At 45.7% G+C, this 15,637-nt stretch carries 12 protein-coding genes; 2 read left to right on the top strand and 10 right to left on the bottom strand.

What is annotated here, in order from left to right; translation table 11 throughout:
- Window positions 1-26: 26 nt before the first annotated feature.
- From sucD to sdhC, 8 genes are all read right to left on the bottom strand, one after another.
- Window positions 27-899: a succinate--CoA ligase subunit alpha gene (sucD, locus tag F0232_RS13755; protein WP_061034155.1), complete on the bottom strand. Its 873-nt coding sequence runs from the start codon at window positions 897-899 to the stop codon at window positions 27-29.
- A complete protein-coding gene (gene sucC / locus F0232_RS13750) occupies window positions 899-2,065 on the bottom strand; it encodes an ADP-forming succinate--CoA ligase subunit beta (RefSeq protein ID WP_004737918.1) in 1,167 nt (388 codons plus the stop codon). Before sucC ends, sucD begins: the two co-directional genes overlap by 1 nt.
- Before the next feature lie 206 nt (window positions 2,066-2,271).
- Window positions 2,272-3,477 carry a 2-oxoglutarate dehydrogenase complex dihydrolipoyllysine-residue succinyltransferase gene (gene odhB / locus F0232_RS13745; RefSeq protein WP_061034156.1) on the bottom strand — a complete coding sequence of 402 codons (1,206 nt, stop codon included), beginning with the start codon at window positions 3,475-3,477 and terminating at the stop codon, window positions 2,272-2,274.
- A 21-nt stretch (window positions 3,478-3,498) separates the two neighbouring features.
- Window positions 3,499-6,315 (bottom strand): 2-oxoglutarate dehydrogenase E1 component, encoded by a 2,817-nt coding sequence (sucA, locus tag F0232_RS13740; protein WP_008221175.1) that lies wholly within the window; start codon window positions 6,313-6,315, stop codon window positions 3,499-3,501.
- 97 nt (window positions 6,316-6,412) lie between these two features.
- On the bottom strand, window positions 6,413-7,123 hold the full coding sequence (locus tag F0232_RS13735; RefSeq protein WP_008221173.1) for a succinate dehydrogenase iron-sulfur subunit: 711 nt from the start codon (window positions 7,121-7,123) through the stop codon (window positions 6,413-6,415).
- Between the two features lie 12 nt (window positions 7,124-7,135).
- Complete coding sequence (sdhA, locus tag F0232_RS13730) at window positions 7,136-8,902, bottom strand: succinate dehydrogenase flavoprotein subunit (RefSeq protein ID WP_008221172.1); 1,767 nt, start codon at window positions 8,900-8,902, stop codon at window positions 7,136-7,138.
- The gene (gene sdhD, locus F0232_RS13725; protein WP_004737911.1) at window positions 8,903-9,247 is read right to left on the bottom strand and encodes a succinate dehydrogenase, hydrophobic membrane anchor protein; all 345 of its coding nucleotides are present in this window, start codon (window positions 9,245-9,247) and stop codon (window positions 8,903-8,905) included.
- Window positions 9,241-9,633 (bottom strand): succinate dehydrogenase cytochrome b556 subunit, encoded by a 393-nt coding sequence (gene sdhC, locus F0232_RS13720; RefSeq protein WP_019820486.1) that lies wholly within the window; start codon window positions 9,631-9,633, stop codon window positions 9,241-9,243. The genes sdhD and sdhC overlap by 7 nt, the downstream gene beginning before the upstream one ends.
- Before the next feature lie 417 nt (window positions 9,634-10,050).
- On the opposite strand from sdhC, the gene F0232_RS13715 reads away from it, so the two are divergent.
- Window positions 10,051-11,340: a citrate synthase gene (locus tag F0232_RS13715; protein ID WP_061034157.1), complete on the top strand. Its 1,290-nt coding sequence runs from the start codon at window positions 10,051-10,053 to the stop codon at window positions 11,338-11,340.
- A gap of 858 nt (window positions 11,341-12,198) precedes the next feature.
- Here F0232_RS13715 and F0232_RS13710 read toward each other — a convergent pair.
- Complete coding sequence (locus tag F0232_RS13710) at window positions 12,199-12,957, bottom strand: Nif3-like dinuclear metal center hexameric protein (protein ID WP_171750844.1); 759 nt, start codon at window positions 12,955-12,957, stop codon at window positions 12,199-12,201.
- A gap of 115 nt (window positions 12,958-13,072) precedes the next feature.
- Here F0232_RS13710 and F0232_RS13705 point away from each other — a divergent pair, with 115 nt between their 5' ends.
- Window positions 13,073-13,831 carry a DUF1853 family protein gene (locus F0232_RS13705; RefSeq protein WP_171750848.1) on the top strand — a complete coding sequence of 253 codons (759 nt, stop codon included), beginning with the start codon at window positions 13,073-13,075 and terminating at the stop codon, window positions 13,829-13,831.
- A gap of 118 nt (window positions 13,832-13,949) precedes the next feature.
- Here F0232_RS13705 and pgm read toward each other — a convergent pair whose 3' ends face one another.
- On the bottom strand, window positions 13,950-15,596 hold the full coding sequence (gene pgm / locus F0232_RS13700) for a phosphoglucomutase (alpha-D-glucose-1,6-bisphosphate-dependent) (RefSeq protein WP_061034159.1): 1,647 nt from the start codon (window positions 15,594-15,596) through the stop codon (window positions 13,950-13,952).
- Window positions 15,597-15,637 lie beyond the last annotated feature (41 nt).

Genomic DNA, 15,637 nt, shown 5'->3' with positions numbered 1-15,637 from the left:
CTATTATTCATCGCTTAACGCGCTGATTACCAACCAGTAATCTCACGTAAACCTTTACCGATGTCAGCAAGAGACTTAACTGTCTTAACGCCTGCTGCTTCTAGTGCTGCGAATTTGTCTTCAGCAGTACCTTTACCGCCAGAGATGATTGCGCCAGCGTGGCCCATACGTTTACCTGGAGGAGCAGTAACACCTGCAATGTAAGAAACAACTGGCTTAGTTACGTTCGCTTTAATGAACGCTGCCGCTTCTTCTTCCGCAGTACCACCGATCTCACCAATCATTACGATTGCTTCAGTCTCAGGGTCTTCTTGGAACAGTTTTAGGATATCAATGAAGTTTGAACCAGGGATTGGGTCACCACCGATACCAACACATGTAGACTGACCGAAGCCTTCATCTGTTGTTTGTTTAACTGCTTCGTAAGTAAGAGTACCTGAACGAGATACGATACCTACTTTACCTTTCTTGTGGATGTGACCAGGCATGATACCAATCTTACACTCGTCTGGAGTGATAAGACCTGGACAGTTAGGACCGATCATGCGAACGCCAGTTTCTTCTAGCTTCACTTTAACGTCGATCATGTCTGTTGTTGGGATACCTTCAGTGATCGTTACGATCAGTTCGATACCTGCATCAATCGCTTCTAGGATTGCGTCTTTACAGAAAGGTGCTGGTACGTAGATAACCGTTGCTGTTGCGCCTGTTACTTCTACTGCTTCGCGTACAGTGTTGAATACTGGAAGACCAAGGTGAGTTTGACCACCTTTACCAGGAGATACACCACCAACCATTTGCGTACCGTATGCGATAGCTTGCTCTGAGTGGAATGTACCTTGACCGCCAGTGAAACCCTGACAGATTACTTTAGTGTCTTTGTTAATTAATACAGACATTATTTCGCCTCCGCAGCAGCAACAACTTTCTGAGCAGCATCTGTTAGAGATTCAGCTGCAATGATATCAACGTCAGAATTAGCAAGTACTTCGCGACCTAGGTCTGCGTTTGTACCTTCTAGACGAACAACAACTGGTACTGTTACGCCTACTTCTTTAACCGCACCGATAATACCTTCAGCGATCATGTCACAACGTACGATGCCACCGAAGATGTTTACTAGTACTGCGCTAACATTGTCATCAGAAAGGATGATCTTGAATGCTTCAGCTACACGCTCTTTAGTTGCGCCGCCGCCTACATCAAGGAAGTTTGCTGGTTTGCCGCCGTGTAAGTTAACGATATCCATCGTACCCATCGCAAGACCTGCACCGTTAACCATACAGCCAACGTTACCATCTAGTGCTACGTAGTTTAGTTCCCACTGTGCTGCGTGTGCTTCGCGCTCATCTTCTTGAGATGGATCGTGCATTTCACGCAGTTTAGGTTGACGGTACATCGCGTTTGAGTCGATGTTGATCTTGCCGTCTAGACAAAGCAGGTTGCCTTCACCAGTGATAACAAGTGGGTTAATTTCCAGTAGAGCTAGATCGTACTGAGCGAACATTTCACCAAGACCCATGAAGATCTTAACGAACTGTTTGATTTGATCGCCAACTAGACCAAGTTTGAATGCCAGTTCACGGCCTTGGTAAGCTTGAGGGCCTACTAGAGGATCGATCGCAGATTGGTGAATCAACTCTGGAGTTTCTTCAGCGATTTTCTCGATGTCCACACCGCCTTCAGTTGACGCCATGAATACAATTTTACGAGTTGCGCGGTCAACAACAGCACCTAGGTAAAGTTCGTTAGCGATGTTTGACGCTTCTTCAACTAGGATCTTAGTTACAGGCTGACCATTAGCGTCTGTTTGGTAAGTCACTAGGTTTTTACCTAGCCACTTTTGTGCAAACTCTTTAACGCCTTCTTTTGTGTCGTGTAGCTCTACGCCACCCGCTTTACCGCGGCCACCAGCGTGTACTTGACACTTAACGACTTTTTTCTCAGTTGAGATACGGCCAGCAGCTTCGAAAGCTTCTTGTGCAGTATCACATGCGAAACCTTCTGGTACAGGCAAACCGAATTCTGCAAACAGCTGTTTGGCTTGGTATTCATGCAAATTCATTTTGATATTCCGTTTATTTTCCCTTAAGGGATTATTATTTCCATAACGACACAGTTTCCTGTGTTACGTCTGTAGGGTCTTCTCAAATCAACTGCTGTCCATTTTGTAATGGCTTGGCAGTTCAAGTGAAGGCCAGACGTTGAGCAGCCTAGCCTTTGAAACTTTTTACTTCTAGCTAACAGGGCTAACTAGACGTTTTAGCGATACTAAACGTCTAATAGCAGACGTGCAGGATCTTCTAGTAGCTCTTTGATGGTCACTAGAAAGCCAACTGATTCACGGCCATCGATTAGACGGTGGTCGTAAGAAAGCGCTAGGTACATCATTGGTAGAATTTCTACTTTGCCATCAACTGCCATTGGACGTTCTTGGATTTTGTGCATACCCAAGATAGCCGCTTGTGGTGGGTTGATGATTGGCGTAGACATTAGAGAGCCGAATACACCACCGTTTGTGATAGTGAAGTTACCACCCATTAGCTCATCAACAGTTAGCTTGCCGTCACGGCCTTTGATCGCTAACTCTTTGATGCCTTTTTCGATGTCAGCGAAACCTAGCGTGTCACAGTCTTTCAGTACTGGAGTCACTAGACCACGTGGCGTAGATACCGCCATGCTGATGTCGAAGTAGTTGTGGTAAACGATATCATCACCATCGATAGATGCGTTTACTTCTGGGTAACGCTTAAGTGCTTCAGTTACCGCTTTCACGTAGAAAGACATGAAGCCAAGACGCGTGTCGTGACGCTTCTCGAATTGGTCTTTGTACTGCTTACGAAGATCCATGATTGGCTTCATGTTTACTTCGTTGAAAGTCGTTAGCATTGCTGTGCTGTTCTTCGCTTCTAGAAGACGGTTAGCTACTGTCTTACGTAGGCGAGTCATAGGCACGCGCTTCTGGCTACGAGCTGCCGCTGGCGCTTCAACCGCTGGTGCAGCTGCTGCCGGCGCCGCTTTCGCTGCCGCTAGGTGTGCGTCGATGTCTTCACGAGTAATACGACCACCAACACCAGTGCCTTTCACGTCAGCTGGTTGTAGGTTGTGTTCAGCTAGAAGACGACGAACAGCTGGGCTCAGTGCGTCGTTGCTCTCTTCTGTAAGCGCTGCTTTATGGCGTTTATCAGGAGATGCTTCTGTGTCTTCAGTGGTATCTGTTGTTGGCTCACCTGCAACCGCACCAGGCTTCAACTTAGCGATAAGCTGCTTAGAAAGTACCGTAGCACCCTCATCTTCGATGATAGCTTCCAGAACACCCGCTTCAGGCGCAGGTACTTCTAGAACTACTTTGTCTGTTTCGATATCTACAATGACTTCATCACGTGCAACCGCTTCGCCTGGTTTTTTGTGCCAAGTCGCAACTGTTGCATCAGCCACAGATTCAGGTAAATCTGGAACCAGAATTTCAATTGTCATGTCTGTATTTTCCTTTTACTTCTAGTTCTTTGGTAGGGTCAGAGCGTCATCTACTAACGCTTTTTGTTGTTTCAAGTGTACCGACATATAGCCTACAGCTGGTGATGCTGATGCAGGACGACCTGCGTATTGAATATCAGCGCCTACTGGGATAGCAGCTCGGAAGTTATGTTGGCTGCTGTACCAAGCACCTTGGTTCTGAGGCTCTTCTTGACACCAAACGTAATCAACAACATTTGTGTATTGTGCAATTGCAGCGCGAACATCCTCGTAAGGGAATGGGTATAGCTGCTCAATACGAACAATAGCAACGTCGTCTTGCTCGTTCTTACGTCTTTGGTCAAGTAGGTCGAAGTAAACCTTACCTGAACAGAATACGACGCGTTTTACGTTCTCAGGAGCGATATCGTCAATCTCTGCGATAGCTGGTTGGAACGTACCTTCTGCTAGGTCTTCTAGAGAAGACGTACACAGCGGGTGACGAAGCAGTGACTTAGGTGACATTACAATCAGAGGACGACGCATTGGTCGAACTACCTGACGACGAATCATGTGGTAAACCTGAGCAGGTGTTGAAGGAACAACAACCTGCATGTTTTGTTCAGCACACAATTGAAGGTAGCGCTCAAGACGCGCAGAGGAGTGCTCTGGGCCTTGGCCTTCATAGCCGTGAGGAAGCAGCATAGTCAAGCCACATAGACGTGCCCACTTTTGCTCACCTGACGAAATAAATTGGTCGATAACCACTTGCGCACCGTTTGCAAAATCACCAAATTGTGCTTCCCAAAGGGTTAGACCGCTTGGCTCTGCTGTTGCGTAACCATACTCGAACGCTAACACTGCTTCTTCAGACAATACCGAGTCAAATACTTGGAATGGACCCTGCTTATCATGAATGTTCGCAAGAGGAACATACGTGCTTGCGTCTGATTGGTTGTGCAGTACTGAGTGACGGTGGAAGAAGGTACCACGGCCTGAATCTTGGCCAGAGATACGAATACGCTTGCCATCATCAACAAGTGTTGCATACGCCAGAGTTTCAGCCATACCCCAATCGACTTGTTTCTCACCATTCACCATGGCAGTACGATCGTTGTACAGTTTATTTACTCGGCTTTGCAGTTTGTGGCTCTCTGGGTATTGGCAAATCTTAGTACCAAGGTCTTTTAGACGCTCAATATCAACTTTGTTGTCCCAATCAATATTCCAGTCGTGACCTAGATAAGGAGACCAGTCTACAGAGTGAAGTGCCATTGGACGCCACTCTTTAACCACAACTTCACCGTGATCAAGTGCGTCACGATATTCGTTAACCAGTTGAGTTGCCGTATCAATACCAAACTCACCGCGCTCCATTAGCACGTCAGCGTAAAGCTTACGTGGTGTTGGGTGCTTCTTGATTTTTTGGTACATCAAAGGCTGAGTTGCGTTCGGCTCATCGGCTTCGTTGTGACCGTGGCGACGGTAACAAACTAGGTCGATAACAACATCACGTTTGAAAGTATTACGGTAATCCAGTGCTAAACGAGCAACAAAAGCAACCGCTTCTGGATCATCAGCATTAACGTGGAAAATCGGAGCCTGTACCATCTTAGCGATATCGGTACAGTACATCGTAGAGCGTGTGTCGCGAGGGTTAGACGTTGTAAAACCAACTTGGTTATTTACAACGATACGAACCGTACCACCTACACAGAAACCACGAGCTTGAGACATGTTAAACGTCTCTTGCACAACACCCTGACCAGCGATTGCTGAGTCACCGTGAATAGTGATTGGCAGTACACGGCTACCATCAGTATCACCTAGGCGATCTTGACGTGCACGTACTGAACCGATAACCACTGGGTTTACGATTTCTAAGTGTGATGGGTTAAATGCTAGTGCTAAGTGAACGTTGCCACCTGGTGTCGCGAAATCCGCAGAGAAACCTTGGTGGTATTTAACATCACCAGTACCCCACGTTTCGTCGTGCTTACCCGCGAACTCGTCAAACAGGTCTTGCGGCTTTTTACCAAGCACGTTAACCAACATGTTTAGACGACCACGGTGAGCCATACCAACAACGACTTCACGCATGCCTTGCCCACCAGCATGACGAATGATCTCTTTCGTCATTGGGATAAGTGCATCACCACCTTCCAACGAGAAACGTTTCGCGCCTGGGAATTTCGCACCAAGATAGCGCTCAAGACCTTCAGCAGCGGTTAGCTCTTCTAGGAAAGCTTGCTTTTCTTCTTTGTTGAAAGAGGGTTGACCAGACACAGACTCTAAACGTTGTTGAATCCAACGTTTTTGCTCTGTATTAGTCATGTGCATGTATTCAGCACCAATTGAACCACAATAGGTTTGCTTTAGAGATTTGTGTAAATCTTTAAGCACCATCGTCTCTTGGCCAATCGCGTAAGAGCCGACGTTAAACGTCTCATTGAGGTCTTCTTCGGTAAGAGTGTGGAAAGAAGGGTCCAGTTCATCAACTGTCGCTCTCTTCCATAAACCTAGGGGGTCTAGATTTGCTGCTTGATGCCCTCGGAATCGATAAGCATTAATCAGTTGCAGAACTTTTACTTGTTTCGCATCGACATCTGGATCACTAACTTGGACACTGTAATGCTTTGTTTCTTGAGCGAGTCGACGGAAGTATTCACGAACACGAGAGTGTGGTTGTTCCACCGCTTCTGAAGCTTGCACAGGCAATTCTTCAAAAACACTTCTCCATTCGTCACTTACCGAATCGGGGTCACTTAGATACAGTTCATAGAGTTCTTCTACGTACGTTGCATTGGCGCCAGCCAAGTGTGAAGACTCGAGCCATGCCTTCATCACGCCGTTGTGCATATTTTCCCTTAACCAGTAGTTTTCACGTTTGCTGCGGTCTATGCCGAGCTATTAAAAGGCCGCCCCAAAACTTCTAGGGCGGCAATTTTTTTATAACTTAAACCGAACGATTCACTAACATGGTCTTGATGTGACCAATCGCTTTCGTCGGATTTAATCCCTTAGGACAAACACTTACACAATTCATGATGCCATGGCAACGAAAAACGCTAAATGCATCATCAAGATCAGACAAACGTTCATCTGTCGCAGTATCTCGGCTATCAATTAGCCAACGGTACGCGGCAAGTAGGCCTGCTGGTCCGATGAACTTGTCAGGGTTCCACCAGAACGATGGGCATGACGTTGTACAACATGCACACATGATACATTCGTACAGTCCATCTAAATGAGCACGCTCATCAGGGCTTTGTAAGTTTTCACGTGCCGGTGGTACATTGCCATCAGACACTAGGAATGGTTTTACTTTTTCGTAGTTATCGTAGAACTGAGTCATATCAACAATCAGGTCACGAACAACAGGTAAACCTGGCAGCGGGCGAATCACGATCTTATCGCCTTTCAGCGCAGATAGAGGCGTGATACACGCTAGACCGTTTTTACCGTTCATGTTCAGACCATCCGAACCACATACACCCTCACGGCATGAGCGGCGGAATGCGATTGTTGGATCTTGTTCTTTCAGTAGAATAAGCGCATCCAGAAGCATCATGTCTGAACCTTCATCCACCTCTAAGGTGTATTCCTTCATGTAAGGCTTTTGGTCGACATCTGGATTGTAACGGTATAAAGAGAAATTCAGTTTCATGGTCATGTCTCCTTAGTACGTACGTGCTTTTGGCGGGAACGCTTCACGATGGATAGGTTCCATGTTTACGTTACGCTTAGTCATGCTTTCTGACTCAGGATTGTAAAGCGTGTGGCATAGCCATTGCTCATCATCACGATCAGGGAAGTCAAAACGAGCATGTGCACCACGACTCTCTGTGCGGTAGTTTGCCGCTACAGCCGTCGCGTAAGCTGTTTCCATTAGGTTTTCAAGCTCTAGACACTCAATACGCTGCGTGTTGAACTCAGTAGACTTATCTGAAAGGTGTGCATTCTTCAGACGCTCGCGAATTGCTTTAAGCTCTTCTAGGCCGTCAGCCATTGCTTGACCTTCGCGGAATACAGAGAAGTTGTTCTGCATACATTGCTGTAGATCTTTACGGATCTGCGCTGGATCTTCGCCGTCTGTGCTGTTTTCCCAACGGTTGTAGCGCTCTAGAGAACGAGCGATATCTTCTTCCGTTGCAGGTTTAGCATCAGCTTGCTTCTTCAGAGTCTCACCTAGGTGTAGACCTGTAGCACGACCGAATACAACCAAATCAAGCAGTGAGTTACCACCTAGACGGTTAGCACCGTGTACGGATACTGAAGCAATCTCACCACAAGCGAATAGACCTTGTACTTCTACATCGCTACCATCTGTACCCTGCTTAATCGCTTGGCCAGAAACTTGTGTCGGTACACCACCCATCATGTAGTGACACGTTGGGATTACTGGGATTGGCTCTTTTACTGGATCAACGTGTGCGAATGTACGAGACAGTTCACATACACCTGGTAGACGAGATTCAAGTGTCTCTTTACCTAGGTGGTCCAGTTTCAGCTTGATATGTGGACCCCAAGGACCGTCACAACCACGACCTTCACGGATTTCGACCATCATTGAACGAGCAACAACGTCACGACCCGCTAAGTCCTTCGCATTTGGAGCGTAACGTTCCATGAAACGTTCGCCGTCTTTATTTAGAAGGTAACCACCTTCACCACGACAGCCTTCTGTTACAAGAACACCTGCGCCAGCAATACCCGTTGGGTGGAACTGCCACATTTCGATATCTTGCATTGGAACGCCAGCACGAATCGCCATACCAACACCGTCACCAGTATTGATGTGTGCGTTAGTTGTCGATGCGTAGATACGGCCAGCACCACCGGTCGCTAGGATCGTTGCTTTCGCTTTGAAGTAGCATACTTCGCCTGTTTCCATGCAAAGTGCTGTTGTACCAAGAATGGCACCGTCTTCATTCTTCACAAGATCAAGCGCGTACCACTCAGAGAACACGGTTGTTTTGTGCTTGATATTTTGTTGGTAAAGCGTGTGTAGCAGTGCGTGACCAGTACGGTCAGCTGCTGCAGCGGTACGAGCCGCTTGCTCACCACCAAAGTTTTTCGATTGGCCGCCAAAAGGACGTTGGTAAATGGTGCCGTTGTCGAAACGAGAAAATGGAAGACCCATCTTTTCTAGTTCGATAACTGATTCTGGGCCATTTTTACACATGTATTCGATAGCATCTTGGTCACCGATGTAATCAGAACCTTTTACTGTGTCATACATATGTTGTTCCCAATGATCTTCGTGCGCATTACCTAGCGCAACCGTAATACCACCTTGAGCAGATACGGTATGAGAACGAGTTGGGAAAACTTTAGAAAGCAATGCACATGATAGGCCTTGCTCTGAAATTTGCAGTGCGGCACGCATACCTGCACCACCAGCGCCGATAACCACGGCATCAAACTCACGAACAGGAATAGTCACTTACGCACCCCACAAAATAAACAGACCAGAGAAGAAATATCCAAGAAGAACCGCAACTACACCTACTTGAAGGCCAACACGCAGTTTAGCGCACTTGATGTAGTCGGTTAGCACTTGCCATAGGCCGATCCAAGCGTGAACAAGAACCGAAGTAAGCGCTAACATGGTAAATACTTTAGTGAAAGTTCCACCAAAGAACTGAGTCCATGATACGTAAGAGATATCGGTGAAGGCACAAAAGCTCACCAAATAAATTGTATATAGCGTCATAATGATTGCAGTTGCACGAATCAATAAGAAATCGTGAACGCCATTACGGCCAAATGTCGAAACGTTGTTTACCATACTAAGATCCCCGCTAGTAGAGACAATACCGCTGTCGCTGCGAATGCAACCTTAGCGCTCTTCGCGCCAGATTCCAGCTCTTCAAAGTGACCTAAGTCCATAAGAAGGTGACGAATACCACCAGCAATGTGGTAAGCCAAAGCGGTTAAAATGCCCCACAGAATAAACTTCACAAAGAAACCGTCGACAATGTCGCTAGCTTCCATAAAGCCTACTGGGGATGAGAGGGAAATGGATAGTAACCAAAGCAAAATTCCAATCGCAACAAAAGTAATCACCCCAGACACACGGTGTAGGATGGAAGCTATTGCAGTGATCGGAAAGTGGATGGTCTGTAAATCTAAATTAACAGGTCTTGTCTTTCTTTCTTTCACGGGCTTGCTCACTCAGCTCCATTGAGCATTATGGTCATTAAATAACCTTATGATATTGTTATGGACAAAATTTGATCGCAAACCTTCAAAGTTTAACATTAACTTAACAAATAACTGAAGTTGAGCCTTAGATAATTGTAAAATAATTGTTAACAACAAGATTAAGATAGACACCTCACATTTCTTCTTAGCCTTGCATTTATAAGGTTTTAACCAAATTTTTCATCGCCACTATACGGTCGGCAACATTCTAATACAATTGATGTAACAAATAATGCTACACAGACCAGATTTTTAACGAATTTAATGTAAAAAACACTAACAAGTGCACACAAAGCTGCAGAAAAATTGACTTTCCCACGTAAGACCAGTAAAAAAATGGCACATAAACATCCTGGACGGATTAAATAATAAACAAAGGAGATTGTTATGGCGGATAAGAAAGCTACCCTTCACATTGAAGGTCAAGCGCCAATCGAGCTGCCGATTACAGAAGGTGTACTAGGTACTCCAGTGATCGATGTTCGTACACTAGGTTCTAATGGTTTTTTCACTTTTGACCCTGGTTTTCTTGCCACTGCATCTTGTGAGTCTCAAATCACTTTTATTGACGGTGGGAAAGGTATCCTTTTACACCGTGGTTATCCAATTGACCAACTTGCCAATAACGCTGATTACTTAGAAGTATGTTACATACTTCTTTACGGTGAAGCCCCATCTCGAGCTGAATACGAAAAGTTCAAGACTACCGTGACACGTCACACTATGGTTCACGAGCAAATTGCTAGTTTCTTCCACGGCTTCCGTCGTGATGCTCACCCAATGGCTGTAATGTGTGGTGTAGTAGGCGCTTTAGCAGCGTTCTACCACGACTCACTTGATATCAACAACGATACACACCGTGAAATTGCGGCTTACCGCCTAATTTCAAAAATGCCGACACTAGCAGCAATGTGTTACAAATATTCAATCGGTCAGCCGTTTATCTACCCACGTAACGACCTAGGCTACGCGGAAAACTTCTTACACATGATGTTCGCAAACCCATGTGAAGAGTACGAAGTGAACCCTATTGTTGCTCGCGCAATGGATAAGATTTTCACTCTACACGCTGATCACGAACAAAACGCTTCTACATCGACAGTACGTCTATCTGGTTCATCTGGTGCTAACCCGTTTGCGTGTATCGCAGCTGGTATCGCGTCACTTTGGGGCCCAGCTCACGGCGGTGCAAACGAAGCATGTCTACGTATGCTTGAAGAGATCGGTAGCGTAGATAACATCGAAGAGTATGTTGCAAAAGCGAAAGACAAAGATGACCCATTCCGTTTGATGGGCTTCGGTCACCGCGTTTACAAGAACTACGATCCACGTGCAACAGTAATGCGCGAAGCGTGTCACGAAGTACTTAAAGAGCTAAACATCCAAGATCCACTACTTGACGTAGCAATGGAACTTGAACGTATCGCTCTTTCTGATGAATACTTTGTGTCTAAGAAGCTATACCCGAACGTAGACTTCTACTCAGGTATCATTCTGAAAGCGATCGGCATTCCAGTGTCTATGTTTACAGTAATCTTCGCGATGTCTCGTACTATCGGTTGGATTGCACACTGGAACGAAATGCACAGCGATCCGACAAACCGTATCGGTCGTCCTCGTCAGCTATACACTGGTGAAGAGCAACGTGACTTTAAAGCACTTCACGAACGTGAATAATTGCGATTAAAGTATGATTGTTAAAAAGGGTTGATGCTTTCGCATCAACCCTTTTCTTTTATGTGCTCGCAACACTGTCATCCTCAAGAGCGAGGAACGAGTGAGTTGGGGATCTTATTCAACGAGTAGATGGCCCAAAGAGATTCCCTACTCCCTCCTTCGTCAGTCTAGGGAATGACGGATTCGGATATGACCCTTTAACGTTCTGACTCGCGCATCACATCGACAGATACAAATTTATAGTTGCTCGTATACCTAAGAGTGAGGGACGAGTGAGTTGGGGATCTCATTCAACGAATAGATAACCCAAAGAGATTCCCTACTCCTTCCTTCGTCAGTCTAGCGAATGACGGATTCGGATATCCCCCTTTAGCGTTCGGACTGGCGCGTCGCATAGACGGATACAAATTTATAGGTGCTCGTTATACCTAAGAGCGAGGAATGAGCGAGTTGGGGATCTCATTCAACGAGTAGATAGCCCAAAGAGATTCCCTACTCCCTCCTTCGTCAGTCTAGGGAATGACGGATTCGGGATATCCCCCTTTAACGTTCTGACTCGCGCATCACATCGACAGATACAAATTTATAGTTGCTCGTTATACCTAAGAGTGAGGGTCGAGTGAGTTGGGGATCTCATTCAACGAATAGATAGCCCAAAAAGATTCCATACTCTTTCCTTCGTCAGTCTAGGGAATGACTATAGGAGCAAACTATGCCGTCATCCCCAAGAACGAGGGACGAGTGAGTTGGGGATCTCATTCAGCGAGTAGATAGCCCAAAAAATTCTCTACTCCCTCCTTCGTCAGTCTGGGGAATGACGAACACTATTTACTCGTATCCCTCATCTCGCATCTGCTCTTATACCGGATTATCGATATCGATAAACTCAACATCCAATCCGTGCTCTTTTTCTAACCATTCACCTAGTGCCTTCACGCCGTAGCGTTCTGTCGCATGGTGACCTGCAGCAAAATAATGGATGTCTTGCTCGCGAGCCGAGTAAGTTGTGCGCTCAGAAATTTCACCAGAGATAAATGCGTCGATACCTTGAGAGGCTGCAAGTTCAATGTAATCTTGACCGCCGCCAGTACACCAACCTACCGTTTCAATCATTTTATCTGCGTTTTCAGGAGCGATATGTAGCGGCTTACGATTCAGTACTTGATCAATTTTTGCCGCAAACTCAGCACCGGTCATCGGTGTCTTTATTCTACCAAACATAGCAACCGATTGTGGGTGCCCTTCCAAGCCACCTTCTACTTCAATATCAAGCAGTTCAGCGAGTTTGGCGTTGTTACCAAGTTCAGGATGGATATCGAGAGGTAAGTGATAACCCAAAAGGTTAATGTCATTCTTAATCAGAGTACGAATGCGTTTGCCCTTCATGCCACGAATTGCCTCTGACTCACCTTTCCAAAAGAAACCGTGATGAACCAACAAAGCGTCAGCCTCTAGCTCAACCGCTTTATTAATCAAAGCTTGCGAAGCCGTAACACCAGTAACAATACGCTTGACTTCAGAAGCACCTTCGACTTGAAGGCCATTCGGACAGTAATCTTTAATCTGCTGTGGCTGCAGTTTTTCGTTAAGTAGCTTTTCTAATTGTAAGTTATTCATTTTTATTTCCAGCTTACCTTTATAATAACGTCGTTATATCAATTTACGGGTAGAATGTCGAAAGCCCTTCCACTCTGTTTCTAGAGAACAGATGACTGAAGTTTACGAGGAACCGATGACCGAACTGCAACGCTTTTATCAATGGGTGATTAGCTCACCACCGCTACTAGAAATCAAGCCGCCCATTTCTGATCTCACTGTATTCTCAAACCACCAAAAGCTCGACGATGCACATACTTATGGTGGAAACCCTAGATTAGGCTTCCTCTACCAACACCTATGTGAACAAGTCATCACCACTTCGGATAATTATTCAATCAAGCACGATGAGATTCAGATTAATGTTGAGGGACGAACACTCGGCGCAATCGACTTTATCCTGGAAGACACGAGCAGCCAAAAATTAGAACACTGGGAAGTGGCAATTAAGTTTTACCTACTTCATGAGCAAACATGGTTTGGTCCCAATTCTCACGACCAATTGGACAAGAAGCTCGATAGGATGCTCTGCCATCAACTTGGTATGTCCTCTTCAAACGCCTTTGTTGAGCAGTACCCGGAGATCGATGTCGACTCAAAACATCTTCTGATGCAAGGTCGCCTCTATACCAACCCATTTCTAGAACAAAATATACCTACAGAATGTTTGGGCTACAGCATTAACCCAAGCCAAGTAAATGGATTTTGGTGTTATCAAAATCAGGCTCACTTGATCACCGAAACACTCTATCCTCTAAACAAAGAGCAATGGGCCGCAGGAACGGATGATTTCAGCGGTGAACCTATCACCGAATTTGGTGACCGCTTTGTTCACGGGCAAACTAAGTCTGGTCAATTCTGGTTTGTGATGCCGCAAAGCTGGCCACACAGCTAATCCATTCGTCATTGAACTGACTTAGTCTAGCCACTTACTCACAGACAAATAAAAAGGGCTGATGCTTTCACATCAACCCTTCCATTATTTGCTTTATAACTCTATGAATCGTATTCGATTATAGACCTGCAGCGGCAAATACTTGGTTAACAATCTCTTGAGCTTCTGCTTCGATTGCTTTTAGGTGCTCTTCACCTTTAAAGCTTTCACAGTAGATCTTGTAGATGTCTTCAGTGCCTGATGGACGAGCAGCGAACCAACCGTTCTCAGTGGTCACTTTAAGGCCACCAATCGCAGCACCATTACCAGGAGCATGCGTTAAGCGAGCAGTAATCGCATCGCCAGCAAGCGTTTCAGCAGAAACCATCTCTGGAGATAGCTTTTTCAGCACGTCTTTTTGTGCGCCATTTGCTACCGCTTGAATACGGTTGTACTTAGATTCACCGTGTTTAGCAGCCAGTTCTTCGTAGTATTCTTGTGGGTTCTTACCTGTAACAGCTGTGATCTCAGCAGCAAGTAGGCAAAGAATTAGGCCATCTTTATCTGTTGACCAAGGCGTACCGTCTTTACGTAAGAAAGATGCACCTGCACTCTCCTCACCACCGAAACCAAACTGACCGTTGTAAAGGCCATCAACGAACCATTTGAAACCAACTGGCACTTCACAAAGTTCACGACCTAAGTCTGCTACTACACGGTCGATCAATGCGCTTGATACCAAAGTTTTACCAACAGCAACCTCTTTACCCCAACCTTCACGGTTACGGTATAGGTAATCGATACAAACCGCTAGGAAGTGGTTTGGGTTCATTAGGCCTTTAGGCGTAACAATGCCGTGGCGATCGTAATCAGGGTCGTTACCAAACGCTAGTGCGTATTCATCTTTAAGTGCAAGCAAACCTGCCATTGCGTATGGCGAAGAACAGTCCATACGAACCACGCCATCTTTATCTAGAGACATGAATTGGAATGAAGGGTCAACCGCTTCACTTACCAAAGTAAGATCTAGGTTGTACGCTTTACCAATTTGACGCCAGTAATCAATACCGCTGCCGCCCAGTGGATCAACACCAATTTTGATGTTCGCTTTCTGGATCGCTTCCATATCAACCACGTTAACCAAATCAGCAACGTATGGCGCCACTAGGTCGACTTCTTTCACTAACTCAGACTGTTTAGCCTGTGCGATAGGAGTGCGTTTAACACCTTGCATTTGCTCAGCAATGATCACGTTCGCACGGTCTTCAATCGCTTGAGTCAATTCAGCTTCAGCAGGACCACCGTGTGTCGGGTTGTATTTGATACCGCCATCTTGAGGTGGGTTGTGTGAAGGTGTGATAACGATGCCGTCGGCTTTTTTGTCATTCACTAGGTTGTGCGTAAGAATCGCATGCGAGATACCAGGTGTTGGAGTAAAGCCGTTGTTTTCTTGAATAATAACTTCAACACCGTTCGCTACAAGTACTTCGATTACCGTAGAAAATGCAGGTTCAGATAGCGCGTGCGTATCTTTACCTAAGAAAAGCGGGCCTGTTGTACCCTGCTCAGCACGCACCTCAGCCACTGCTTGTGCAATCGCTAAAATGTGGTTTTCGTTAAATGTTGATTTGTCTGCTGTACCGCGGTGACCTGAAGTACCGAATAGTACCTTGTGATCTGGGTTGGTCGCATCCGGTTGCTGTAAGAAATAGTTAGCCACTAAAGCCGGAATATTATGAAGATCTTCCTGCTGAGCTTTTTGCCCAGCACGAGGGTGCATAGCCATTTTTCGACATCCTTATATATATAAAATTTAAAAACAAAAAA

This window comes from Vibrio sp. T3Y01 (assembly GCF_013114525.1).
In the GTDB taxonomy this organism is placed as follows: Bacteria; Pseudomonadota; Gammaproteobacteria; order Enterobacterales; family Vibrionaceae; genus Vibrio; species Vibrio chagasii_B.
Note: the sequence above shows the minus strand (reverse complement) of the source record. Positions and strands in the feature narration are given on the sequence as shown.

What these genes read in the sequence shown, in the direction of transcription:
- sucD (WP_061034155.1), bottom strand. Translation starts at nt 899, where the DNA reads ATGTCTGTATTAATTAACAAAGACACTAAAGTAATCTGTCAGGGTTTC.
- sucC (WP_004737918.1), bottom strand. Translation starts at nt 2,065, where the DNA reads ATGAATTTGCATGAATACCAAGCCAAACAGCTGTTTGCAGAATTCGGT.
- odhB (WP_061034156.1), bottom strand. Translation starts at nt 3,477, where the DNA reads ATGACAATTGAAATTCTGGTTCCAGATTTACCTGAATCTGTGGCTGAT.
- sucA (WP_008221175.1), bottom strand. Translation starts at nt 6,315, where the DNA reads ATGCACAACGGCGTGATGAAGGCATGGCTCGAGTCTTCACACTTGGCT.
- F0232_RS13735 (WP_008221173.1), bottom strand. Translation starts at nt 7,123, where the DNA reads ATGAAACTGAATTTCTCTTTATACCGTTACAATCCAGATGTCGACCAA.
- sdhD (WP_004737911.1), bottom strand. Translation starts at nt 9,247, where the DNA reads ATGGTAAACAACGTTTCGACATTTGGCCGTAATGGCGTTCACGATTTC.
- F0232_RS13715 (WP_061034157.1), top strand. Translation starts at nt 10,051, where the DNA reads ATGGCGGATAAGAAAGCTACCCTTCACATTGAAGGTCAAGCGCCAATC.
- F0232_RS13710 (WP_171750844.1), bottom strand. Translation starts at nt 12,957, where the DNA reads ATGAATAACTTACAATTAGAAAAGCTACTTAACGAAAAACTGCAGCCA.
- F0232_RS13705 (WP_171750848.1), top strand. Translation starts at nt 13,073, where the DNA reads ATGACCGAACTGCAACGCTTTTATCAATGGGTGATTAGCTCACCACCG.
- pgm (WP_061034159.1), bottom strand. Translation starts at nt 15,596, where the DNA reads ATGGCTATGCACCCTCGTGCTGGGCAAAAAGCTCAGCAGGAAGATCTT.